This window comes from Haloferax sp. AB510, from assembly GCF_024136985.1.
In the GTDB taxonomy this organism is placed as follows: Archaea; Halobacteriota; Halobacteria; order Halobacteriales; family Haloferacaceae; genus Haloferax.
On the sequence record NZ_JAMYJY010000029.1, the window covers coordinates 13,069 to 37,215 of the forward strand.

A 24,147-nucleotide genomic window follows, 5' to 3' on the forward strand; every position below is an offset into this window, starting at 1 on the left:
CGGCGAGGAGTCACACGGACGCAGTCGGCGAGTCTGTGGCTCAACTGCGTCCGGGCGGGGCGGGCGGAGTCGACGACCGGCGAGCGACCGACTAGAGCGCCACCGACCAATGGGAATAAGTCGCACGCAGACCCCGGAGGTGTATGGACATCGACACGGCCAGCGAGACGTGCACCGAGGTGCTCGACGCCATCTCGGAGGCCGTCATCGCCGACCGAGCCTTCCTCGAAACCGTCCTGACGGGCGTCCTCGCCCGCGGTCACGTCCTCCTCGAAGACGTTCCGGGAACCGGAAAGACACTCACTGCGCGGAGCGTCGCCACCGCGCTCGGGCTGTCGTTTTCCCGCGTGCAGTTCACCCCGGACCTGCTTCCCGCCGACGTGACCGGGACGAACATCTACGACGAACGCGAGCGGAGCTTCGAGTTCTCTCCGGGGCCCATCTTCGCGAACGTCGTCCTCGCCGACGAAATCAACCGCGCGCCGCCGAAGACGCAGGCCGCCCTCCTCGAAGCGATGGAAGAGGGGCAGGTGACCGTCGACGGCGAGACCCACCAGCTTCCGAAACCGTTCTTCGTCATCGCCACGCAGAACCCCGTCGAGCAGGAGGGGACGTTCACTCTCCCCGAGGCGCAGGTCGACCGATTCGTCGTGAAGTCGGCCATCGGCTACCCCGACCTCGACGGCGAGGTCGAACTCCTCCACCGGCGCGCCGGCCGGAGCGAACAGAGCCCGAGCGTCGAGCGCGTCCTCGACCGCGACACGGTCGCCGCCATCCGCCGCGCGCCCGAGTCGGTCCGCGTCGAGGACGACCTGCTCGAATACATGGCGAAGCTCGCGCGAGAGACGCGCACTGACCGCCGGGTCCGAATCGGCGTCTCGCCCCGCGGAACCCAGCGGCTGTTCGAGGCGACCCGCGCCCGCGCCGTCATCGAGGGCCGCGAGTTCGTCACGCCCGACGACGTGAAACGCGTCTCGCAGTCCGTGCTCGCCCACCGCCTCGTCCTGACGCCGGACGCGCGGGTCGAAGACGTGCGGAAATCGGACGTCGTCGACGACGTGCTCGGCCGGGTGACCGTGCCGACGCTGGAGTAGTCGGGAGCCGTGAAGCGGGAGACGCGAGACGCGAGGTTGACACGCCGCTCAGCGCGTGACGACCGTCACGAGCGCGACCACCCCGACCAACAGTAAGACGACGGCCGTAATGGGCTGGCCGCCGGCGGCCGCCCGGTCCGCGCCGTAGACGACGGCCGCGCCGACCGCGAGCACGACGAGCGTCGCCGCCGCGTGGACGAGTTCGAGCCGGAGCGTGTCGGTCTCGCGGCCGAGGTGTTCGCCGATAGAGCGCGCGTTCTCCGCGAGGTCCCACGCGAGTATCGACCCGAGCGCGGCGAGGAGGAGCGCCTCCGTTCCAGCCCCGCTCGCGCCCGCGAAGAGGAGCGAGAGGAAGAACAGCCCGCCCGCGGCGTCGACGATTCGACGCGAGCCCCGGAACAGTCCGGCGGCGAGCGCAACCGTCGCGACGAGACCGCCGACCGCCGCGGTGGACGTGGTGAACCCGAGCGTGAACGTCGTGAGCCCGGCGGCCGACAACGCCATCGCAGTCCCCGTCCGGGTCGGCTTGCGGGTGATTTCGCTCACCGCGACCACCCCGCTTCGGCCCGCGCGAGCGCGACCCCGAGCGGTTCGTCACCCCAGTCGAGGACGCGGACGCCACTCCGTCGGAGTTCGCGGAGTCGCAGGTCGCGCTCGATGCGCGCGAGTCGCGCCCCGACGGTCGATGTCGTTGTCGGGTCCGGGGAGACGACCGTCACGGCGTGGCCGTAGGCCTCCAACCGGCGAGCGACCGAGACGCCGTAATCGTCCACGAGCGGCGAGCAGAAGATGACCTGCGCGTCGCTGGCGAGCCGACGCCGGAGTCGGCGCACGGCCACGGAGGGGAAGAAGGCCCCGTCTGGCGGCGTCGGCGCGAACGCCGGGTGGGTCGCGAACAGTCGTCGGGCGCGGGCGCGGTGGTCGGCGCCCGACGAGGGGGCGAGCCAGCACTTGTCGGGGCCAAAGGCTGCGACGCCGACGCTGTCGCCGCTGTCGAGGAGTGCCGAGAAGGCGACGCTCGCGGCGTCCACGGAGCGCTCGACCGCGGTCTCCGCCTCGTCGTCGGGAGCGACGTGTGCCTCCGGGCGGGTGTCGACGACGAGGACGACGGACGCCGCGCGCTCTTCTCTGAACTCCACCGTGGCGAGTTCGCCCGTGCGGGCGCGGCGGTTCCAGTCGATGCGCCGAATCGGGTCGCCGTGGCGGTACTCGCGGATGGAGGCGAACTCCAGTCCCGACCCCGGCACGTCGGTCTCGACGCGGCCGGCGTACTTCGAGGTGAGGCCCCGAAGCGGCAGGTCGGCGGTCGCGGCGAGTTCGGGTTCACACCGGAGCGTCGTCTCGGCGCTGACCGTCTCGCGGGACTCGACGGCCCCGCTCGGGTCGCGGACGACGACGACCGTCTCGTCCCACGCGTGCTCGCCGCGGACGGCGGTGACGGTGTAGGTCGCGGTCGCGGTCGCCCCCGGTCGGAGCGCCGTCCCCAGTCGGGCGGGGCCGTCGGCGACGCCGAGTGCCGGCGGGACGCCGTCGACGATCCGGAGGTCGAACAGCGTCCGCGACCCCTCGTTTGTGACCCGAAGCGTGACTTCGACCTCGTCGTCGGGGTCGGGGGTCGCGTCCGAGAGGTCGCGCTCGACGCGAAGCGACACCTCGGGAATCGACGCGACCCGGACGTAGCCGAGCACGACGACGCCGAGGCCGGCCGCGAGGAGCAGCGACGGCTCGCGGGTGAACACGCCCGCGCCGGCCGCGACGAGACGAGGCCGTCGAGGCGGTCCAGCGTTCGGTGTCGAACCCGCGGCTCATCGGCGCTCACCCGTGGAGCCGTCGCCGGTGCCGATTCGCTCTATCGCGGTGACGGTTCGCTCGGCGCGGTCGGTGAGCGACGACTGTCCCGACAGGAAGAGTCGGACGCGCTGGCGGAGCGGAAGCGAGACGGACGCGCCGAGAAAGCGCGCGGCGACCGGGTCGTCGGTCCAGCCGCCGGTGTCGAGGAGCGCGGCCGCTTCCTCGGGGTCGCGACCGTCGCGGGCGACGAGTGCCTGTGTCGCCCGCGCTTCGAGTCGGTCGACGACTCGCTTGCGGGCGGCCCAGCGAGTGCGCCGACCCGCCGCCGACACGAGGTCGTCGTCGAAGTCGGAGCCAGGTATCGGGACTGCGACTCTCGCTTCCGGGTCGCCGGTGACCGTGGTGTTCATCGAGGTGTCGCGGCGGCGCTGGACGTACCGAAGCCCCTGGAGCGCCGCGAGTGCTGCGACGAGACCGAGGAAGATATCCGTCAGTTCGAGGCCGAGCGAGACGCCGGCGACGACCGCGAAGCCCGCGGCCGTGGCGACGACGCCGACGAGCAAGAACAGCCGGCGTGCGAGCGTCATCGGTCGTCCTCCGGTGCGTCGGCGTAGGTGGCTTCGATGTTCCTGAGCGCGTCGACTGCCCGGCGCTCGCGTTCCGGCGTCGCCTCGAAGCCGCCGTAGCGGACTTCCTCGAACAGCGTCGTCAGGTCGCCCACGTCGTCGCGGTCCATACCCGCATCGACGGCCGAATCCGCGAACTCGGCGGGCGTCGCGGCGCGACGGTTCGGCACGTCGAGGAGCGCCGTCATCTCTCCCCACGCGCGGAACACTTCGTTTTCCACGTCGGCGTCGCCGTCTTCGATGCGCTGGGCCGCGGCCCCGGCGGCCCGGCCGACGGCGGCGACGTTCGGTTCCTCCTCCTCGGCAGCCGGGTCGATTTCGTCGTCGGCCTCGGGGGAGTCGCCGGTCCCGGTGACGAGCAGGAAGACCGCGACGATGAGCGCGACCCCCAACAGGAGACCGAACACGAGCGTCGGCGGCGAGACGGCCTGTGCCGCACCGCCGTCGCCAAGGCTGCCGCCGCCGCCGGCGGGGAGAAACGACACGTTGCGCGCGGCAGCCGCGGCGCGAGACGAAAACGAGAACTCGCGGCGACAGGCGGTGAGGAGCGCGAACAGGAGGACGACCGGCGGGCCGACCGCCACGAAAATGGCGAGTGGCGGGAGCAGCGATCCGGTCTCTCGGTAGGCGTACGCGCCGAGGAGGACGAAGACGAGGGCGACCCCGGCGAGGATTCCGGGTGAGAGTAACCACGGGAGACACGGCGTCGGAATACTGAGACTGACGGACGAATCACCGGTCGGTCGGACGCCGGTCTCGTCTGTGTCACCAGCGACTGCGCCGCCGGTCTCACCGCCACCGAAACCGACCGGGCCGCCGCTACTGACGACGGTCGAATCGATGGTGGCGGCGACGACCGAGAGGGCGACGACCGCGAGGAGGGCCAGTGCGAGTGCGCGGAGGGCGGAACGGTCCACGATGGTAGGTAACAGTATGCGGGGTAAAGACATTTCGAGGGACGAAGCGGTCGTCGGTGGGGCGAACGACGTTCGACCGACCGGACCAAGCGAGATTCCTGCTGGCTGCCCCGAAGATGACGCGGTCAGACAGGCCATCAGAACAGACCACCCGTACAAGTGAACCATCCGCGGGTACGGCGGACGAACGCCGGGGGTCACACCCACACACCACACTTGCAAGTGAATTGGTGGTGGGAAGGAGAGGTGGGGGAGACACACAGACACCACCGTTGCACGTGAAGCGTGGTGACGCCGAGAGGGGGTGCCATCGGCGGGCACTCGGAGAGAGCACGGGTGCAAGTGAACCTCGGTCGCGACTCGAACGTCGTCACCCACCACCGTTGCAGGTGATTTCTCCCGAACGGGACCGTTTACGGGGCGTTCACGACAGAAACGTTCGACTGCAAACTGCACCGGGAGCACCAGAACATGTCAACGCTTTAGTTGAAACTGTGCTCTGTTGTTCTACTAGCTACTCTTGCGTACTCTTATTCACTTGCAAAAGTGGTGTGTGTCTGTTCAAACGAGTTCACACGAACCATGATATGTGGTACCGTGGCTTGATTAGAAGGCGACGATTCCAGACGAGAACACGCCGCTCATTCCCCGACGACACCACCGCCGCAATTCACATGAATCAGATGAAATCGGGGTTTTAAATAAGGGGACGCTACAACGGACCGACGCTAATGCGCCGGTTCGAGCGAAAACAAAACGTCTTCACCAACAAGGACGCCCTCGGGGAGTCCTACAAGCCCGAGCGCATCGAGGAGCGCGACGACGAGATTTCGGAGTACATGGACGCGCTCCAACCGGTCGTCGACGGCTGGGAACCGAACAACGTCTTCCTGTACGGAAACACCGGCGTGGGGAAGACCGCGGTCACCGAGTTCCTCCTCGAGATGCTCCTCGAAGACGTCTCGCAGTACGACGACGTGGACCTCAGCGTCATCTCTATCAACTGCAAGACGCTCAACTCCTCGTACCAAGTTGCGGTCGAACTCGTCAACGAACTTCGGCCGCCGGGTGCGGAGATTAGCTCGACCGGCTACCCCCAACAGACCGTCTTCAAAAAACTGTTTCAGGAGTTGGACGACGTGGGTGGGACGGTGCTCATCGTCCTCGACGAGGTGGACTCCATCGGCGACCGCGACGAACTCCTCTACGAACTCCCGCGGGCGCGCTCGAACGGCAAACTCGAAGACGCCAAGGTCGGCCTCATCGGCATCTCGAACGACTTCAAGTTCCACGACCAACTCGACCCGCGCGTACAAGACACCCTCTGCGAGCGCGAACTCCACTTCCCGCCGTACCAAGCGCCCGAACTGCAGAACATCCTCGAATCGCGCGCGGAGGTCGCCATCGCCGAGGACGCCTGCGAGGAGGGCGTGCTCAACCTCTGTGCGGCGCTCGCCGCCCGCGACAGCGGGAGCGCGAGACAGGCGCTCGACCTCCTCCGACTGGCCGGCGAACACGCCGAGAACAAAGACGACGAGCGAATCACGCTCGACCACGTCGACATCGCCCGGCAGAAACTCGAACAGGAGCGCGTCGTCGAGGGGATGCGCGAACTCACAGAGAACGGTCATTTCGCGCTCCTCGCGGTCGTCTCGAAGGCCGCCCACGACGAGACGCCGTGTCGGATGCGCGACCTCTATCAGGAGTACCTCCGGCTGTGCAACTCCGCCGGTATCGACCCGCTCGCCCAGCGGTCGGTCCACAACCACCTCTCGGACCTCCGGATGCTCGGCATCCTGTCGGCGGAGGAGAATCGGACCGGCTCGCGCGGGAACTACTACAGCTACGCGCTCGACGTCCCCTTCGCCAGCGCGATGGAAGCGCTCTCGGACGTGCTCTCGCTCGACTCCGTCCTCGACGAGATTCGAAAGACCGCGACGCAGGCCGAAGCGGCCTGAGCTCACCCGGCAGACGCGACTCTCCACCGGCCGACAGTTCTCCACCGAGAGCCGCGATTGTCGTCTCACAGAACGAACGCGGACACGTCGAGCGACCGCCTCGACACTCCCCCCGACGGCCCGCTGAGGCGTGCTGTTCTGCGGCGTGGCACGTTGAGCCTGAGGTGGTTTCTTGGTGTGGCAGAGAGACGTGGACACCATGACGAATTTCTCGCAACGACTCTCCACGGGAATCTCCGGGCTCGACACGGTGCTAGACGGCGGGCTAGTCCCGAATCGGACCTACATGGTCCGTGGAGTCTCAGGTGCGGGGAAAACTATCGTCGGCTACCACTTCCTGACCGTGGGAATGGAAAACGATGAGAACGTGCTGTTCGTCTCGTTCGAGGAGTCGGCCGCCGACCTCCGGGCGAACGCCGAGACGCTCGGATTCGACCTCTCCGAGGTTCCGATTCTCGACTTGAGCCCGTCGCCCGAGGCGTTCCTCGACGACGAGGCGTACACGATGCTGCCGCCGAGCGAGGTCGAAGGGAAACCGACGACGACCGAACTGAAAGAGGCAATCGAGGAACGCGACCCCGACAGAGTGGTCATCGACCCGCTGAGCCAACTCGGCCGGCTCTCGTCGGATAAATACCAGTTCCGTCGGCTCGTCTCGTCGCTCCTGAGCTACCTCAAGCAGTCGGGGGCGACGACGATGTTCACGAGCCAGCCGACGAGCGACGAGACGGACGAGACGCTCGCGTACCTCTGCGACGGGTCGGTGTCGCTCCTGCGGTCCGAGGAGGGGCGGGCCGTTCGCGTCGAGAAGTTCCGCGGGTCGGACTCCCAGACGGGACCCCACGCGATGCGAATCGACGGCAGCCGCGGCATACGCGTCTTCCCACGGCTCGTCCCCGGGTCGCACCACCGCGAGTTCACTATCGAACCGCTGTCGTCCGGCATCGACGACCTCGACACCCTGCTCGGCGGCGGCATCGAGCGCGGGAGCATCACGCTCATCAGCGGCCCGAGCGGCGTCGGGAAGTCGACCACCGGAACCGCGTTCGCGCGGGAGACCGCCGAACGCGGTGAACGCGCCGCCGTCTACCTGTTCGAAGAGAGCGAACGGAGCTTCCGCCACCGCTCTGAGTCCATCGGCATCCCGATAGACGACCTCGTCGGGTCGGGGAACCTCCGAATCGACGAGGTGGAACCACTCTCGCTTTCGACCGACGAATTCGCCCACCGAGTCCGCGCCGAGGTCGAGGCGAACGGCACGGAGTTCGTGCTGATAGACGGCACGGCGGGGTACCAACTCAGCCTCACCGACGAGCGAAGCGACATCCGCCGCGAACTCCACGCGCTGGCGCGGTACCTCAAGAACATGGGCGTCACCGTCGTGTTGACCGAGGAGACCCAGCAAGTCACCGGCGCGTTCTACGCCTCCGACAACCACGTGAGCTACCTCGCCGACAACATTCTGTTCATCCGCTACATCGAGGTGCGCGGCGAGATTCACAAAGCCGTCGGCGTCCTCAAAAAGCGGTTCGGGGGCTTCGAGCCGACGCTCCGGTCGTTCGAAATCGGGAGCAACGGCATTGTCGTCGGCGAACCGCTGGACGAACTCCGAGGCATCCTCACGGGGACGCCGACGTGGAACGAGGCTGAGTGACCGTGAGCGACGACGCGTCGCGGAACGACACACGTTCCGCGGGAGGCGCGTCCGACGAGGAGCGGATACTCCTCGCGATTCGCGGCGCTCGGGACCGCGAGCTACTGGCTGGGCTCCTCGACGCGTACGAGGTCATCGTCTGGGAACCCGACCGTGAGGACGACACCGAACTCCCGGAGTTCGACCTCTGTATCGTCGATATGGCGACCTACCCGGCCGTCGCCGACGCGCTCTCGGAGCGCAAAGTTGACGCCGGCGACCGATTCGTACCGGTGTTGTTGACGGTCACGGAAGACGAACAGCGCGTCGCCGCGCAACGCCTCAACGACGTTCCGGACGACATGCTCTCGGTGCCCGCACCGAGTGCGGTCATCCGGTCGCGAGTCGAATCACTCCTCCAGACCCGACGGCAGTCGCTCCAACTCGCGCTGTACCGCAGCGCGATGGACAGCGCGACCGTCGGCATCACCATCACCGAGGCCGACGGCGACCAACCGCTCACCTACGTCAACGATGCCTTCGAGGAGATGACCGGCTACGACCGCTCGGAGGCACTCGGTCGGAACTGCCGGTTCCTGCAGGGCGAAGAGACCGACTCGGAGCCGGTCGAGCTACTCCACGAGGCGATCGAAGCAGGGGAGAACGCCGCCGTCAGCCTCACCAACTACCGGAAGGACGGGACGCCGTTCTGGAACGAACTGAAGATATCGCCGGTGTACGAGGACGGCGACCTCACCCACTTCGTCGGGTTCCAGACCGACGCGACCGTCCGCCACGCGCTCAAGAACCAACTCGTCCACGAGACCCAAACGCTCAAACAGCTCTTCGAGACGAGTCCGGTTGGCATCGCGGTCCTCAACGAGGACGGGGTTATCGTGCGCGCCAACGAGGCGGCCCAGGAGGTACTCGGTCTCCAACGGTCGGTCGTGCTCGGACAGCCGTACGACGCACCCGAGTGGGACCTCGTCGACGGACGTGGAGAGCCGCTCGACCGCGATGACCTCCCCTTCGACCGCGTGAGAGAGACCGGCGAGACGGTCACGAACTTCGAACACGGTATCGGCGTCCCCGAGGAACGGCGGTGGCTCGTCGTCAACGTCGCCCCCCTGGACGGCAGTGATGGAGAGCGCGTCGGTTCGATTGCCGCCATCGAGGACGTGACAGCACAGAAGCAACAGGAGCGCGAGCGCGAGCGACTGCTCGACCTGTTCGACCAAAGCCAGAAGATCGCCTCAGTCGGCGCGTGGGAGGTCGACACCCACACCAATTCGGTGCTGTTCACGAGCGGGCTCGCGGAGCTTCTCGGCGTCGACTCGGGGGCGACGTTCGAACTCGCGGAAGCGTTTTCGTTCTACCATCCGGACGACGAGCCCACGGTCCGCGCGGCGTTCGAGCGCCTCGTCACGACCGGCGAAGAGCAGTCCGTCGAGTGCCGCCTGGAGACGATGGGCGGCGAGGTGCGCTGGGTGAACGTTCGCGGCGTCGCGACGCAGGAGAGCGAACCCATCTACCGGGGGACCGTCCAAGACATCACCGAGCGAAAGGCCCGGTCGAGAGAGCTGGAACGCTACGAGCGAATCGTTGAGACGACCTCGGACCCGATTTACACGCTGGACGACAACCTCCGGTTCGTCCTCGCGAACAGCGCGACCGCCGACCTGCTGGGCCGCGACCCCGACGATCTCGTCGGCGAACACGTCTCGACTGTGTTCGGCGAACGCCACTCGCAAGCGCTCTTGGAGGCCATCGCGTCGCTTCTCGCGGGCGATAGCGCCGAAGAGACCATCGAGACGGTCGTCACCGACCGAAACGGTACCGAGCGGCAGTTTCAGACGACTATCGCGGCGAAGTCCTCCGAAGACGAGTTCGACGGTATCGTCTGTGTCGGCCGCGACGTGACCGAGCTCCAAGAGCGCGAACGGCGGCTGTCCGTCCTCGACCGCGTCATCCGACACAACCTCCGGAACAAGATGAACATCGCGCAGGCCCATGCGACGATGGTGCTCGAACGCACCGACGACGACGGCGTGCGCGAGTCGGCGGCGGCCATCGAACGGGCGACGAGCGAACTGCTCTCGCTCGCCGAGACGGCCCGGAAGTTCAGCTCCGCGCTCGACCCCGATGTGACAGAGCGGGTGCAACCCCAGAACATCGCCGACTGCGTTCGCAACGTCGTCGAGGGCGCGCGCCTCAGCTACCCCGAGGCGGCTATCACCGTCGACGCGCCGAACGTCGCGAACGCGCAAGCCCACACGACGTTCGAACTCGCGGTGAACGAACTCGTCGACAACGCCGTCGTCTACGGCGGCGACGGCGTCGAAGTCGAGCTCTCAGTCTTCGAGGACGACGCCGCAGACCAGGTCGTCCTCCGCGTCACGGACAACGGGCCGGGAATTCCCCGGCTCGAACGCAAATCCATCATGACGGGACGAGAATCGCCCCTCCAACACACGAACGGCCTCGGACTCTGGTTCGTCCGCTGGGCGGTGACGAACAGCAACGGCTCGATGGATATCATTGACAACGAACCAAGCGGGACGGTCATCGAGCTTCGATTGCCGAACGTCTGAGTCGGCGGCTCCGCGCGGCCGGCTCAGATGACGGCGGCGACGAACACGGAGACGGACGACCCGACCGCCGTCGCCCCGAGCATCACGCCGAGTCCGAACCCGAGAATCCGGGCCATCGCCCGGCGAGCGTCACGTTCTGTCCACCCCGTGCCGGTGTCGAGGTGGGTCTGCATCGATTCGATACCGCGGCCGAGCGCGACCGCCCCGGACCAGCCGAGGAGGCCGAACCCGAACGCGAGCGAGCCGAGCGCGAACGTCGTTTCGACGCTCCCCGCGAAGTCACCGACGACCAGCGTGGCGGCCAGCCAGACGGCGGCGACGAACGCGCCCGCGAGGGCCGCGGTGCCGACGAGGCGAACGCGAACCGCCGCCCGTTCGCGTATGGGGGGCGCGTCTGCGTCTGCGTCCGCGTCCGTCGGCTCCGGTGGCGCTGACACGGTCGATTAATCGACCGCTTCGCGCATCCGCGGGTCGAGCGCGTCGCGCATGCCGTCCCCGAGGAGGTTGAACCCCAGCACGGTGAGCGCGAGGTAGAACCCGGGGAAGAACGACCACCACCAGACGCCCGTGAGCAGGCCCTGACTCACACCGTTCGAGAGCATGAGCCCCCACGAGGGCGTGCCGGCCTCGGCACCGAAGCCGAGGAACGACAGCGCCGCAAGGTCGATGATCGCCAGCCCGAAGTTGAGCGTGCTCTGGACCGTGATAGGCGCGAGGCAGTTCGGCAGGACGTGCCGAATCAACACGCGCGGGTCGGCCGCGCCGAGCGCGACCGTCGCGTCGATGTACTCGTTTTCGAGCACGGTCAGCGCGGCCCCGCGGACGACGCGGGCGAACCGCGGCGTGTAGACGAGCGTCAGCGCGGCGACCGCCCGCCACAGCCCGAGGTCGTCGGGGAAGATTGCGACGAGCGCCAGCGCGAGCAGGAGCGACGGGAACGCGAGCAGTACGTCCATCGTCCGCATGATGACGTTGTCGGTCACGTCGCCGTAGTAGGCCGCGACGATGCCGAGGCCGACGCCGAGGACGGTCGAGGCGGCCACCGTGACGGTGCCGAACAGCATCGCGTACCACGCGCCGTAGGCCACCCGCGGCAGGAGACTCCGGGCCTGTCCGTCGGTGCCGAACGGGAAGTCGAGACTCGGCGCGGCGCGGTTCGGGTTCGTCCCGAGTTGCGACTGCGTGATGACCTCGAGGTCCAAGAACAGCCGCGCGTACAGCGCGATGACCACCATCGCGACGATGATGGCGATACCGGCGAGCGCGAGGCGGTTCGACAGCAGTCGGGAGACGAACGGCGACGCAGTCAGGCGGTCGATGAGCCCGCGCTGGTCGACGTCCGCCGCCGTCTCGTTCGTGGTCGTGGTTTCCGTGCTCATTGTTCGATCCTCGGGTCAAGGATGGAGTAGGTGATGTCGACGCCGAGGTTGACCAGCGTGAACAGGAACGCGAAGGTCAGGACCGTCCCCTGGACGATGGGGTAGTCGCCGACCTTGATGGCCTCGACCAGAAGCGTCCCGATGCCGCCGATGGCGAACACCGTCTCCGTGAGGACTGCGCCGCCGAGCAGGCCACCGAACTGGATGCCGATGACCGTGATGACGGGAATCATCGCGTTGCGGAAGCCGTGTTTCAGGACCGTGATCTTCGAGCCTTGGCCCTTCGCGCGGGCGGTTCGCATGTAGTCCTGCCGGATGACCTCCAGCATCGACGAGCGCATCATCCGAGAGATGAGCGCCATCGAGTAGACGCCGATGACCGACGCCGGGAGAATCATGTGTCGAACCGCGGAGACGAACATCTCCCAGTTGCCCGCGATGAGGGTGTCGACCGTGACGAGCCCCGTCACCCGGATAGCCTCGACGTTGTACAGCACCGAGATGCGGCCGCTCGTCGGGAGCCACCCGAGCACCTGCGCGAACAGCAAGATGAGAAGCGGGCCGCTCCAGAAGATGGGCACGCTGATGCCGGCGAGCGCGCCGATGCGGGTCAGGTGGTCCGTGATGCTGTCCTGCTTGACGGCGCTCAGGATGCCGAGCGGGATGCCCAGCGAGATGCCGATGAGCTGGCCGTAGATGGCGAGTTCGAGCGTGACCGGCAGCTTGTTGGCGAGCACCTCGCGGACCGCGGTGTTCCGCTGGATGATGAAGGACTCACCGAACTGGAACTGCGCGGCGTCGAGGAGGAACCGCCCGTACTGCACCCAGATGGGGTCGTTCAGGCCGAGACTCTCTTCGACCTGTCGGACGAACTCCTCGCTGGCGCGCTCGCCCGCGATGGTGAGCGCCGGGTCGCCCGGCGAGAGGTGCAGGATGGAAAAGACGAGCGACGCCACTCCCACCAACACGGGGACGAGCAACAGCAGCCGCTTGAGTACGAATCGTGTGGAAATCATGAAAGTCGAAAACGCGGTCAGTGCCTCAGTTCAGGCTGACCAGGTTGAGGTACGGACCGCTGATGGCGGCGATCTGGAACCCGCTGACGCGGTTGGAGACGCCGCGAAGCTCGTCCGCGTAGTCGAGATAGACCCACGGGGCCTCGTCGTGTGCGATCTGGTTCGCCTCGTTGTACAGCGATTCGCGCTCGGCCTCGTCGTAGGTGCTCTGGCCCTGTTCGACGAGGTCCATGTAGTCGCGGTTCGCCCACGCCGAGCGGTTACTGGTGTTGTAGCCTTCGGCGTCGAAGCTGACCCAGTCCTGTCCCTCCGTGAGTTCGCCTTCCTCTACCTGCGGGTGCAGGAGGACGTACATGAAGTTGTCCGGGTCGGCGTTGTCGGTGTACCAGCCGAGGAAACACGCGTCGTGGCGGCCCTGGGCGGTGTATTCGAGGAACGGCCCGAACGACTGCTGGTTGATGTCGACTTCGATGCCGACGTCGCCGAGGTTGGACGCGACGGTCTCGGCGGTCTGAATCGGCGACGGGTTGTAGCCGCGGGGGTTCTGGAACGTCGCCAGTTCGAACGAGAAGCCGTCACCGTAGCCGGCCTCTTCGAGGAGACGCTGGGCCTCCTCGGGGTCGTACGGGTACGGGTCGATGTCGTCGTTGTGACCGAGGACGTTCGGCGGAAGCGGCTGGCTCGCCTGCGTCGCGAAGCCCGAGTAGATCTCGTTGACGATGGCTTCGGTGTTGATGGCGTGGCTGACGGCCTGCCGGACGCGGCGGTCGCGGAACTCCTCGCGGCTCGCCATGTTGAACGCCATGTAGCCGATGTTGATACCCTCGGTGCGGACGAGGTTCGCGTTGCTGGCGTTTTCGACCTGGACGGACGACTGCGCGCCGAGTCCGTCGATGATGTCGAGTTCGCCCGACGCGAGCGACTGGGCGCGCGTCGAGTTCTGGCCGATGGTGACGAAGACGACCTCGTCCACGTTCGGCCCCTCGCCCCAGTATTCGGAGTTGGCTTCGAGGCGGATGAGCTCGTTCGCGTCGTCGAGGTTGCTCAGTTGGAACGGGCCCGTACCGACGGGGTTCGAACTGAGTTCCGTGCCGTACTCCTCGATTGCGGCGAGGGAGTGAACCGACGCCGCGAACATCGCCAGGTTACGCAGGAACGGCGCGTACGACTGGGTCAGCTGAATCGTCATCGAGTAGTCGCCGTCGACCTGAATCTCGTCGATCCACGAGCCGAGGGTGAACGGCCCGTACGCCGAGACGTAGTCGTCGCCGGCGTAGTACTCGTAGTCGCTGTCGACGAAGCGGCGATACGTCGCCACGAAGTCCTCCGCCGTGAACTCCTCGCCGTTGTGGAACATCACGCCCTCGCGGAGCGTGATGGAGGCCGACTGGCCCTCAAGGGAGTACTCGGTGGCGAGTCCCTGCGTCAGCGTGGACTGGCCCGGCTCGAAGTTGATGAGCGTGTCGTAGATCTGTTCGGTCACCTTCGCGACCTCGCCGCTCGTGCTGTTCTGGAAGTCGAGCGTCGGCGAGTGGCTGCCGCGACCGTAGCGGAGGGTCGACGTCGAACCGTCGTCTTCGGTCTCCGTCTGGGTCTGGTCAGTCTCGCCGTCACCGGTCGTCTCGCCCGACGTGGTGGTCGTGTCTTCGCCGCCACCGCCGGAACAACCTGCGAGTCCGGCCGTCGCCGCAGCGGTCCCTGCGGCCGTCAGGAACCGACGCCGCGAAAGTCCATTGCCATCTTGTGACATACGTGTACCTATCAATCGCCCCGTATAAAAATAACGAAGCGCTGAGCGCAGGAACGAGAGACGCCGTCGACCTATCCCGGTAAAAATACGAGACAATCAAAAAACGTCGGATCGGTGACGAGAGGCCCTATAGCCCCTGACGAGCCGCCTATTCGTCGATGAGATGACACGCTGCGGGGTGCGTCTGCTCGCCCAGCTTGGGGGCGTCGCGCTCGCAGACGCTCTCGAACCGCTCGCGGAGTATCTCGTCCGCGGCGTCCCAGTCGTCGGCGACGACGCGTTCGAGCGCGCGGTCGACGACGCCCCGGAGTTCGGGCGACAGCGTGTGCGACAGGTGGGATTCGCGGAGTTCGTCCACGACGGCGTTTGCATCGGCGGTGCCGCCGTCGGTGCTCACCGTCGCTTCGGCGCTCGGGTCGCCCGCGTCCAGCGCCGCGTCGCGGGCGGTCTCGACGTCCAGCGACTCGCGTTCGACGCGCTGGCGGAGGTCCATCACCTCGCGGTAGGCCGCCTGCTCGATGTCGAGATCGTCCGGGGGGATGACCTGCGGACACCGCGTCCGGAAGTGACAGCCCGACGGCGGGTTGATGGGGCTCGGCACGTCGCCTTCGAGGATGATGCGGTCGTCGGTCTCGGCGGCCGGGTCGGGCTCCGGAATCGCCGACAGCAACGCCTGCGTGTAGGGGTGTCTCGGGTCGTCGAACAGCTCGTCGGTCGCTGCGACCTCCACGATTTCGCCGAGGTACATCACGGCGACGCGATCGGAGATGTGGCGAACCACGGAGAGGTCGTGGGCGATAAAGAGGTACGTCAGCCCGAAGCGCTCCTGGAGGTCTTCGAGCAGATTGAGAATCTGCGCCTGCACGGACACGTCGAGCGCCGAAACGGGTTCGTCGGCGACGATGAAGTCCGGGTCGACCGCGAGCGCGCGGGCGATGCCGACGCGCTGGCGCTGGCCGCCCGAGAGTTCGTGCGGGTAGCGGTCGTACTGGCCGACTTCGAGGCCGACCGCGTCGAGCAGTTGGTGGACGCGGCGACGGCGGCGCTCGCTGGTGGAGTCGCCCGGCGTGACGCGGACCGTGACGCCCGAGACGATGTCACCCTCGCGCTCGACTTCGACCTCGGCGCGGAGGCGTTCTTCGACGGCCACGTCGACCTCGCCGTCGGCGACCGTGACCGTCACGGTGGCGGTGGCGACGCCGTTCGAGGAGCCGACGATGGCGTCGATTTCGTCGCTCGCGGTGACCGAGACGCGCTCGGCGTCGATGCCGGTCACGGTGACGTCGGCCTCGCCGCGCACGTCGGGGTCGGACACGGGCAGGTCGTGCACGTCGAGCGGCTCGCGGATGGTCTGGCCGACCGTCATCCGCGGGTCGAGCGACGACAGCGGGTCCTGGAAGATCATCTGCATGTCGCGGCGCATCGCACGGAGTTCGTCGCTGTCGAGCCCCGAGAGGTCCGTCCCCGAGAAGACGACGCGTCCACCGGTCGGCGGCGTCAGATGCAAGAGGCTCCGCCCGGCCGTGGACTTCCCACAGCCCGACTCGCCGACCAGTCCGAGCGTCTCGCCCTCGTAGACGGTGAAGTCGATGCCGTCGACCGCCTTCACGCTCCGGTCGTCCGCCCCGAGGAAGCGGTCGAGGAGGCCGTCGGCCTGCTCGTAGTACTTCTGCATGCCCTCGACTTCGAGCAGCGGCGTGTCGGAGGGCTCGGTGCCCGCCGAGGCCTCGATGGCGTCCCCGCCGTACTCGTCGGTGTCGAAGTCGTCGAGGACGCACTTCGAGCGGTGGTCCACCGCGTCGCCGCCGTGTTGCTTGTACGGTATCTCGCCCGCGGTACACTCCGGTTGGGCCCACGGACATCGGGGCGCGAAGTGGCACCCTTCGGGCATGTCGATGAGGTCCGGCACGTTGCCCTCGATGGGCGTCAGGCGCTCTTTTTCCTCGCTCGGGAGCGATTCGAGGAGCGTGTACGTGTAGGGGTGTGAGGGGTTGTGGAAGATCTCCTCGACCGGCCCCTCCTCGACGATTTCGCCGGCGTACATGACCGCGACCCGGTCGCACGTCTCGGCGACGACGCCGAGGTCGTGGGTGATCATGAGCACCGACATGCCGAGGTCCGCCTGCAGATCGTCGATGAGGTCGAGAATCTGCGCCTGAATGGTCACGTCGAGCGCGGTCGTGGGTTCGTCGGCGACGAGCACGCGCGGCTGGCAGGCGAGCGCGATAGCGATGAGGACACGCTGGCGCATCCCGCCGGAGAACTCGTGGGGGTACTCGTCGACCCGCGCGCCGGGTTCGGGGATGCCGACCGATTCGAGCACCTCGATGGTCCGCTCGACGATTTCGTCGTCGATGTCGCGGCTGATGCGGGGGAGCAGTTCGCGGACCGCGTTGAACCACGAGTCCTTGCGGCGGCCGCCGTACTGGTGGAGTCGGAGGCTCTCTGCGACCTGCTCGCCCACCGTCAGCGAGGGGTTCAGCGAGGTCATCGGGTCCTGGAAAATCATCCCGAGTTCGCGCCCGCGGACGGCCCGCAGCGCCTCCTCGGGGGCGTCGACCAGATTGACCACGTCGCCGTCGACGAAGGCGGGGTTGTTGTACTCCTCGCGGAACTCGTCTGCGAGCCGGGCGCTTTCGAGTTCGACCGACCCCGAGACGATTTCCCCCGGGTCGTCGACGAGGCCCATCGCCGAGAGCGCCGTCACACTCTTTCCGGACCCGGACTCGCCGACCAGCCCGACCGTCTCGCCCTCGCCGACCGTGAGGTCGAGGCCGTCGACGGCCTTGACGCGACCCCGGCCGGTCGAGAACTGGGTTCGAAGGTCCGAAAGAGAGAGTAGATTCCTCATTGAATGAGAAAGACCAGCATGGAGTGAAATACCTTTTCAATTTTTGCCAATTGATAGATAACGGTCATAATGGTCATTGGCCTGCGGTCGCCCGCGTGACGCGCGAAAGCGGGCGACGGCGGCGGGAGAAGCCAAAGTTTAGGTAGCGGACTCCGACACCATGCCGCATGGAAGAACATCCGCTCTCGGACGAGTCGGGCACGTGGGAGACGGTGGTCGAAGAGTGCGAGGCGCTCGCCGACGACTATCGGGAGCGAGACTGGACCGTCGTCGTCGCCCTCCCGGGTGACGTGGTCCCGGTCCCCGGGACGGGCGACGAAGTGGTCGAACACGTCGGCCTCGACGTGGTCGTCGGCGACGACGTGTACCCCGACCTCGAAGCCGCCGTCGAGGGCGCGACGTTCGACGAGTACGAGGCGTTCCGCGCGGTCACCGGCGGCCTCGTCTACCTCGCGCTCGTCGTCCGCGCCACTGACGACGAAGTCGCTGTCTGCCTTCCGCTGTACTACCGCCTCGCGGAGTCCGAACGCATGTTCTCGCTGCTCGACGCCGGCGAGACGATGCGCACGAAGGTCCACCCGCTCGACCCCGACAAGGGCGTCGAGTTCGTCCACGAGGACCCCGACCCGCTGCTGCCGCCGGACTGGGACGCCGACCTCTCCGACGAGTTCGCGTAAGCGCGTCTCGGCTCACGACCGGGTAGCCGTTCGTTCGAACCCGACAGCACCCCGTGACTGCCGATTCCGGCAGACGTTCAGAGTGGCTGACAGCCGAGGTCTCTCCGCGTCGTCTCAGTACCGACACCGCAGGGAACGAAGCCGAACGCTCCGCTGTATCGCTCGTTTCCGAGTCCTTTCACGAGGGGCGCACAGAGTTCCGATAGTTCCCCTGAATCCAAAGCGCGTATCGGCCACGGCCGAGTCGAGACGCGACATTGCGCCCTAGAGCAGTTACCGAACGCTGTCCGTCAAAATGGTCGTTCCACAGGGGCTCGTGGACGGGTTCACGGCTCGCTGGCGATCGGTGTGGGCTGTGCCACCCGCTCGCCGACAGCCGCGATCGATTCTGCTTCGATGCGGTCGCTCTCCCGGAGGAGCGCGTTCAGTTCCGACGGGCTGAACGTGAGCGCCTCGCAAACGATACACGCCTCGGGGGCCGTCGGCGACGCGGTCGCGTGGACGACACCGCAGTGCTGGCAAACGTGTAAGTAGTTTTTGTCACCCATATGCACGTCCATAGAGGCGCGCAACCCACGTGATGATGCTTCCTGCAGAATCTACAGGGGCTGTGTGGCTTTCACCTCGTGAGCACGGCGCATCTGCGCTCCGACGGAATCCCGCGTCACGAGGAGTCCGACGCCTGCTAGCGCCGTGCCCGCGCTCCCGTCACAACGCGAACAGCTATGGATACAGCGTGCTACTATGTGCCATGGAAGGTGCGCTCGACGATATCAGATACCTCGCCGACTCGCAGCACCGTCCGGTGGTGATTCGGATGCTCGCCGATGGCCGGTGCTCCAGAGCGGCGCTTCGGGAGGCAACCGGTGCCTCGTCGGCCACTATCGGCCGAATCGTACGGGCGTTCGAGGAGCGTGGGTGGCTCGTACGGGACGGGTCCCACTACTCGCTGACGCCGCTCGGGAGGTTCGTCGCAGCGTCGTTCTCGCGATTCCACGGCGACATGGCGGTCGCACACGAACTGAACGAACTCCTCCCGTACGTGCCGCTCGACGAGATCGGTATCGGCGTCGAGCAACTGGCCGACGCGACCGTCACCCGCGCAACACAGTACAACCCGTTCGCCGTGGTCTCTCGCGTGCGGGAACTCGAACGAATCTCCGAGGAGGCGCGCAGCCTCACCGACTTCTTTCCCGACCCCTGCATCGAGGGCCGATACAAATCCATCGTCCACGGCACACAGACGTTCGAAGCGGTGTTCGCCCCGGTCGTCTTCGAGTCCGCGCTGGCCTCGGACTTCGCGGACGAGTTCGAGGCAATCGTCGCCTCGGACCGGACTGACGTCTACGTGTACGACGGCGAGATTTCCCATCCCGTGATGGTCCACGACGGGGTCGGGTGTCTCGTCGTGCGGAACGACGTCGACGTCTCGATTGGCATGATCGAGACGGACGACGACGTGTTCCTCGAGTGGGTGACGGACGTGTTCGAGAGCTATCGGGCCGACGCGACCCTGTTGACCGCTGAATACCTCACGGCACCGCTAGAAGACGTGCTCGCCCAGGTCTGCGGCTGAGCGCACCGATCGCTCGCGACCAGCGGTTTCGGGTGTCCCGCAGCGAAACGCGAGTCGCAGTCGAGGATTTCACCTAGTGAGCACCGCTCAGCAGGAATCATGACAACTGTTCGCACCGAATAGACCGGTCGAAGCACCATGGAAATCGTCTTCGCCACGTTCGAATCCGAACTCGACCACGACGCAATCGAGGAGACCATGCGCCAGCGGGCACAAAAGTTCCGGGAGGTGCCCGGACTCGTGCAGAAGTACTTCGTGCACGACCGAGAGAACGACCGGTACGGCGCGTGTTTCATCTTCGATTCGGCGCAGTCCCGCGACGCGTACTTTGAATCGGACCTCAGCGCCGGCGTCGGAGCGGCCTACGCGGTGACGGGCGAGCCAGCGGTCACGAAAGCTCACCTCCTGTTCCCACTCCGCGAGGCCGACGGGCTGCCAGACCCCGTGTGACTCGACTACGAGAGGCGACTCAACACAGAACGTGGCGTTGCGAGCCCACCCGCCCGCCGAACTCGAATCCACCGTGGCTGCCGTCGGTTCGAATAGCTCTCGTGTACTCGCGAAGCGGAGTTCTCGGTGCGCGTTGTCGTGTCGAAACCTCTGAATCGGCCTCAGGCGTCTACGCCAGCCGTGAACCCGGCGCGTCAGCGGTGTCAAGACAGCGGAGTGTCCGAGCCTGACCGTCGCCGCGCTGTGCTAGTGCAACGGAGGAGACGCCCAACAAGCGTTCGACCAGCCGGGACCGTTCCGTCACGTCCGTAACCAGTCTGCGTTCGACACACCACTGCGGCTGGTCCAAGAGGCAGTCGTAACAGACGACGTGGTTCTCGGACACCCGATACTCCAGGTGCCCCCACCGAAGGTCCCGCTCCACGAGCGTGTGTGCGACGACGCCCACCACGACCGCGCTCGCACCGACGACTGCCCACGTCGCCCCGGCGACGACGTACCCGAGGAACGCCGTGATGGCTGCCGCGGCGAACCGTCGAGGATTGAGCATTCCAAGGAACCCATCGACAACTGCGCTGGCCCACACCGCACGGCGGTTCGTGTGGAACACATCGCCCGGGTCGCTCTCTGGGATGGTGAGTGAGTCCTGAACATCGTCGTCTGCGGCCTCGAACGCAGCCTCGTTCGGGTCACGCGGGTCGAACCGGTCGGGTTGCCCGACCACACTGTACACGTCGAACCCGACGCGAGCGAGGTAGACGAGCACGAAGAGAACCCCCGTGTTCGCGGTCGGTGACGGCCCGAGTGCGACACCCCAGACGACGAGTCCCGCGAGGACGACGACGCCGAGAATGGACCACGGAGTGAGGAGGGACTGGGGGACGAGTTCGCGGTAGTCGCGTGTGCGGAAATGGTCCGCGAGTATCGTCCCCTCACGAGAAAGCGTCGTTGCGCCCGCCAGGAGGAGGCTCTCGACGAAGATATCGCTCCTGAGCGTCGCGAACCAGAGTCCAGCACCGCTGACGAGCGAGAGGCCGATGACTACTCGCCCGAGTTCGAACACGGGTGGAAACGACCGCGGGTAGAGCGGTGGAAGTGACGCGTGGAGTTGGACACTTCCACGCTTTTCTCGGAGCGAACGGAACGGCGACCGCCATCCCCACCGCGAATCGACTGCTGCCCACTCCGCTGCGGCATCGCGCTGGCCCGCGAAAGTCGCCTCAAGCAGTCGCCGGAGCGCTCCACCGGTCATCTCCACCCAGTAGACGACAAGTAGGTTGACGAGTCGCCAGTCGAACAGGAGCATTCCGACGAGCGGAAGCGCGTTGGCCACTGCCAGTCCAGCCACCGTGCGTCGCCCCGTCCGGCGTCTGTGACCCATTGTTCCTGAAAACTGTCAGCAGGTGGTTAATTCGTTATGGAATATACTTCGGTTTGTCGCGCGGCCCACCCGTTCCGAGACGGGTTGTTCAAGCCGTTCGCAACGCGCCGCAGCGAGTGTAGTTGAACGGTGTTCTGGACAACTGCAACCGCAGCGAAATACACGTTTTCGGCTCTGTTGAAATCCTTGGAACCTGATAGAAACCGCGTGACACATATAGAGGGAGTATCTGACGAGACGGGTGTGGCAAGATATTTTTTGAGAAGGACAGAAATCAACGTATGAACCGTCGTGCCCTCCTTGCCTCGCTCGCTACCAGTGGGGCCGCCTCGGCGTCCGGGTGTCTAGACAGTCTCACTGGGGCCCAGAACGAGTCGTTCCAACTTGGCTACGTCGCAGTTCACAACTCCACCGAGAACGCTCACCAGATTACGATTCGGGTGAGACGAGACGAAACAGACGTTCACCGTTCGACACACGATGTCGCCGGACAGGACGGGGTCATCGTCAAGAGCGCGATCCCGGAGTGTGACTGGGGGAGTACCCGTGGACGATACGAAGTCGCTGTTCGAATCGACGATGGTGACTGGATCACCGAGTCGTTCCAAGGGTACGACACAGACGGTGGCGACTGTTCGATTGCAATCGCCGAGGGGACACTCCGGGAGGGAGAACGCCTCGACCTCGGCTACCGCCGAGCATGTGATTACGACAATCCCCCTGATGGCCTCTGTTCGTTCGACTCATGATACACTCGCGCCCTATATTCAGCAGAGATGCGATAAGCTATCTGCAATCTGTAGGAAGTATCAATATCCCTCTCGTTGCTGTTGCAGTGTCGCTCTTGCGCGTTCGACGTAGGAGTTCGCTGACCAACTTCGGGCCTCACTCATCCTCTCAAGGAATCGTTGCGCAGAATCAGGGGAGAGCACGTCGTTCCGCACGAGGGCAGTGAGTAGGATCGGCGTCGTCACGAGGCGAGTTTCGACCAAGGATGCATGGATAAGTGCTAGCCGGTTGAATTCGTCACAGAGGAGTTGGACCGCGTTCACTTCGTTCGCCAGCGTGACTGCCGCGTTTTCGCCATCGTCGAGTGGAAACGTTTCGTCCAGTTCGACAAGATGGACTTCGAACGCATTCTTACAATCAAGCACGGCCTGTGCCGCCTCTCCAGAGGCGTCATCGTAAGATGCTGTTTCAGCTAACTCTTCGAGGACTTGCTCGGGAAGGAGTAATTCGTGCGACTCAAGGAGGATATCCAATGGGTTTGTCGTGGCATCTACAACAGTCCCCAAACTAACGAGAGCGGAAGTATCAGCGACGATGCGAACCATCTATGTGTCAGCCAGCTCCTCCGCCACGTCGTCGACGAATGTCTCGCTTAATTGCTGCTTCAGGAGACGGAAATTTGCGGCCTCCTCGTGACCGACGAGAGACTTTAATTCCTCGAAGGTAATATCGTCGTCGTAGTACGCTTCTGCGACCTCTTGCTTCACTTCATCAGAGTGCGATGCGTCTCGAAGGTACTCTCTGAGGGCAGTGATGAGAATGTCTGTCCTGTCTGTCTCGAACACCGCTGCGAGAGTGTCAGCCCGATCTACTAGCCCTCTTGGCGCTCGGAACTGGACGCGCTTTTTTTCCGACTCGGAACTCATGTGTGTACATTGTGAGTGTGGCAACAAAAATGCTTGCTCCGCGTGGTCGTGTACGTAACCTGCTCCTGTGGAGCGAAACAACCCTCACTATGGGTAATCAGCGAGCTCACAGAGACCTCACCGAATGCTGTCAGAAGTGGTGTGCAACACTCAGAGGTTGTGTGTATCACTCATTCGGAGTAAATTCCCAAACCCCGTCGACAGAATGGATGGTAAGATATGTCCCATCTGAAGAAGCGGTTACGCGACTGTGGACCTGCACGCGATTGAAGTTCATCCGTGTCGTTGCCACGTTGAAACTGCCGAGTGATTCACCGTTCTCGGCCCACTCGGGACTGGTCGTCCCGACCACGTAACGAACCGTATCGAACCGTTCAGTGAGTTGTTCGTGTAACGCATCAGAGACAACAGGCATGCGTGGCACGGGAAACCGGTTTGCCCAATCATCGTTGAGATGAACGAGACCCGGTGGCTCCCCGTTTGGGTCGTAACTGGCATCGACGTTGATGACGCTGATTTCCTCGCGCTGAGTCTCCTCTTCGAGAACACCAGTTATGGACTTGAACTGTATGTACGCGTCTACCCGCTCTTCTGAGTTCAGACAGCCAGCAAGTGAAACAATAGCGCCAGTACCAATAGCACCGAGGAGTGTTCGACGGGAGGGCATCTACCGAGAACTACTTGGTCCGAGGTAAATCTCTTCTGCAGATTGAGTGACACACTCGCACTCTGTATTCAGCACGATTCCAGAAACCTCACCGATCACTCTCAAGAGCGGCGTGACACAGACAGAGGGTGAGTT

Annotated in this window: 22 protein-coding genes and 1 pseudogene; 9 read left to right on the forward strand and 14 right to left on the reverse strand. The window is 65.4% G+C overall.

The features are described from left to right. Positions 1–143 precede the first annotated feature (143 nt). Positions 144–1,094, forward strand: coding sequence for an AAA family ATPase (locus NKF06_RS07710; RefSeq protein ID WP_253245029.1), 951 nt, complete (start codon positions 144–146; stop codon positions 1,092–1,094). Positions 1,095–1,142: 48 nt separating this feature from the next. Here the strand turns inward: NKF06_RS07710 and NKF06_RS07715 are convergent, their stop codons facing one another. The 4 genes and pseudogenes from NKF06_RS07715 to NKF06_RS07730 form a co-directional block, all read right to left on the reverse strand. Then, entirely contained in the window at positions 1,143–1,649 is a 507-nt protein-coding gene (locus NKF06_RS07715; protein ID WP_253245030.1) for a hypothetical protein, read from the reverse strand. Continuing rightward, a pseudogene (locus tag NKF06_RS07720) lies at positions 1,637–2,903 on the reverse strand (DUF58 domain-containing protein). The gene NKF06_RS07715 and the pseudogene NKF06_RS07720 overlap by 13 nt, the downstream one beginning before the upstream one ends. Continuing rightward, positions 2,900–3,472 carry a hypothetical protein gene (locus NKF06_RS07725; protein ID WP_253245031.1) on the reverse strand — a complete coding sequence of 191 codons (573 nt, stop codon included), beginning with the start codon at positions 3,470–3,472 and terminating at the stop codon, positions 2,900–2,902. The pseudogene NKF06_RS07720 and the gene NKF06_RS07725 overlap by 4 nt, the downstream one beginning before the upstream one ends. Beyond that, the gene (locus NKF06_RS07730; RefSeq protein WP_253245032.1) at positions 3,469–4,428 is read right to left on the reverse strand and encodes a DUF4129 domain-containing protein; all 960 of its coding nucleotides are present in this window, start codon (positions 4,426–4,428) and stop codon (positions 3,469–3,471) included. Before NKF06_RS07730 ends, NKF06_RS07725 begins: the two co-directional genes overlap by 4 nt. Before the next feature lie 16 nt (positions 4,429–4,444). Here NKF06_RS07730 and NKF06_RS07735 point away from each other — a divergent pair, with 16 nt between their 5' ends. From NKF06_RS07735 to NKF06_RS07750, 4 genes are all read left to right on the forward strand, one after another. Beyond that, complete coding sequence (locus NKF06_RS07735; protein WP_253245033.1) at positions 4,445–4,591, forward strand: hypothetical protein; 147 nt, start codon at positions 4,445–4,447, stop codon at positions 4,589–4,591. Positions 4,592–5,159: 568 nt separating this feature from the next. Continuing rightward, positions 5,160–6,386 (forward strand): orc1/cdc6 family replication initiation protein, encoded by a 1,227-nt coding sequence (locus NKF06_RS07740; RefSeq protein WP_058568498.1) that lies wholly within the window; start codon positions 5,160–5,162, stop codon positions 6,384–6,386. Between the two features lie 199 nt (positions 6,387–6,585). Next, positions 6,586–8,040 carry an ATPase domain-containing protein gene (locus NKF06_RS07745; RefSeq protein WP_253245034.1) on the forward strand — a complete coding sequence of 485 codons (1,455 nt, stop codon included), beginning with the start codon at positions 6,586–6,588 and terminating at the stop codon, positions 8,038–8,040. Further along, on the forward strand, positions 8,037–10,610 hold the full coding sequence (locus NKF06_RS07750) for a PAS domain S-box protein (RefSeq protein WP_309142119.1): 2,574 nt from the start codon (positions 8,037–8,039) through the stop codon (positions 10,608–10,610). The genes NKF06_RS07745 and NKF06_RS07750 overlap by 4 nt, the downstream gene beginning before the upstream one ends. Positions 10,611–10,633: 23 nt before the next feature. On the opposite strand, the gene NKF06_RS07755 is transcribed toward NKF06_RS07750, so the two are convergent. The 5 genes from NKF06_RS07755 to NKF06_RS07775 all read right to left on the reverse strand — a co-directional run bounded on the left by NKF06_RS07755 (position 10,634) and on the right by NKF06_RS07775 (position 17,606). Then, complete coding sequence (locus NKF06_RS07755) at positions 10,634–11,047, reverse strand: hypothetical protein (protein ID WP_253245036.1); 414 nt, start codon at positions 11,045–11,047, stop codon at positions 10,634–10,636. A gap of 6 nt (positions 11,048–11,053) precedes the next feature. Further along, complete coding sequence (locus tag NKF06_RS07760) at positions 11,054–11,989, reverse strand: ABC transporter permease (protein ID WP_253245037.1); 936 nt, start codon at positions 11,987–11,989, stop codon at positions 11,054–11,056. Then, entirely contained in the window at positions 11,986–13,005 is a 1,020-nt protein-coding gene (locus NKF06_RS07765) for an ABC transporter permease (RefSeq protein ID WP_058568503.1), read from the reverse strand. The genes NKF06_RS07760 and NKF06_RS07765 overlap by 4 nt, the downstream gene beginning before the upstream one ends. A 25-nt stretch (positions 13,006–13,030) precedes the next feature. Continuing rightward, the gene (locus tag NKF06_RS07770) at positions 13,031–14,755 is read right to left on the reverse strand and encodes an ABC transporter substrate-binding protein (protein ID WP_253245038.1); all 1,725 of its coding nucleotides are present in this window, start codon (positions 14,753–14,755) and stop codon (positions 13,031–13,033) included. Positions 14,756–14,903: 148 nt separating this feature from the next. Further along, positions 14,904–17,606: an ABC transporter ATP-binding protein gene (locus NKF06_RS07775; RefSeq protein WP_253245039.1), complete on the reverse strand. Its 2,703-nt coding sequence runs from the start codon at positions 17,604–17,606 to the stop codon at positions 14,904–14,906. A gap of 167 nt (positions 17,607–17,773) precedes the next feature. On the opposite strand from NKF06_RS07775, the gene NKF06_RS07780 reads away from it, so the two are divergent. Beyond that, positions 17,774–18,283, forward strand: a complete 510-nt coding sequence (locus NKF06_RS07780; protein WP_058568506.1) for a hypothetical protein — start codon at positions 17,774–17,776, stop codon at positions 18,281–18,283. 326 nt (positions 18,284–18,609) lie between these two features. Here the strand turns inward: NKF06_RS07780 and NKF06_RS07785 are convergent, their stop codons facing one another. Next, positions 18,610–18,831, reverse strand: coding sequence for a hypothetical protein (locus NKF06_RS07785; RefSeq protein WP_253245040.1), 222 nt, complete (start codon positions 18,829–18,831; stop codon positions 18,610–18,612). 203 nt (positions 18,832–19,034) lie between these two features. On the opposite strand from NKF06_RS07785, the gene NKF06_RS07790 reads away from it, so the two are divergent. Beyond that, positions 19,035–19,859: a hypothetical protein gene (locus NKF06_RS07790; RefSeq protein WP_253245041.1), complete on the forward strand. Its 825-nt coding sequence runs from the start codon at positions 19,035–19,037 to the stop codon at positions 19,857–19,859. Positions 19,860–19,997: 138 nt separating this feature from the next. Next, entirely contained in the window at positions 19,998–20,309 is a 312-nt protein-coding gene (locus NKF06_RS07795) for a YdhR family protein (protein ID WP_253245042.1), read from the forward strand. 169 nt (positions 20,310–20,478) lie between these two features. On the opposite strand, the gene NKF06_RS07800 is transcribed toward NKF06_RS07795, so the two are convergent. Then, entirely contained in the window at positions 20,479–21,690 is a 1,212-nt protein-coding gene (locus tag NKF06_RS07800) for a DUF6498-containing protein (protein ID WP_256477253.1), read from the reverse strand. Between the two features lie 281 nt (positions 21,691–21,971). Between NKF06_RS07800 and NKF06_RS07805 the strand changes: the two genes are divergently transcribed. Continuing rightward, positions 21,972–22,439 (forward strand): hypothetical protein, encoded by a 468-nt coding sequence (locus NKF06_RS07805; protein WP_253245044.1) that lies wholly within the window; start codon positions 21,972–21,974, stop codon positions 22,437–22,439. A gap of 60 nt (positions 22,440–22,499) precedes the next feature. On the opposite strand, the gene NKF06_RS07810 is transcribed toward NKF06_RS07805, so the two are convergent. The 3 genes from NKF06_RS07810 to NKF06_RS07820 all read right to left on the reverse strand — a co-directional run bounded on the left by NKF06_RS07810 (position 22,500) and on the right by NKF06_RS07820 (position 24,012). Then, the gene (locus NKF06_RS07810; RefSeq protein WP_253245045.1) at positions 22,500–23,024 is read right to left on the reverse strand and encodes a hypothetical protein; all 525 of its coding nucleotides are present in this window, start codon (positions 23,022–23,024) and stop codon (positions 22,500–22,502) included. Continuing rightward, positions 23,025–23,345, reverse strand: coding sequence for a hypothetical protein (locus NKF06_RS07815; RefSeq protein WP_253245046.1), 321 nt, complete (start codon positions 23,343–23,345; stop codon positions 23,025–23,027). Between the two features lie 166 nt (positions 23,346–23,511). Then, positions 23,512–24,012, reverse strand: coding sequence for a hypothetical protein (locus NKF06_RS07820; protein ID WP_253245047.1), 501 nt, complete (start codon positions 24,010–24,012; stop codon positions 23,512–23,514). Positions 24,013–24,147: the final 135 nt, after the last annotated feature.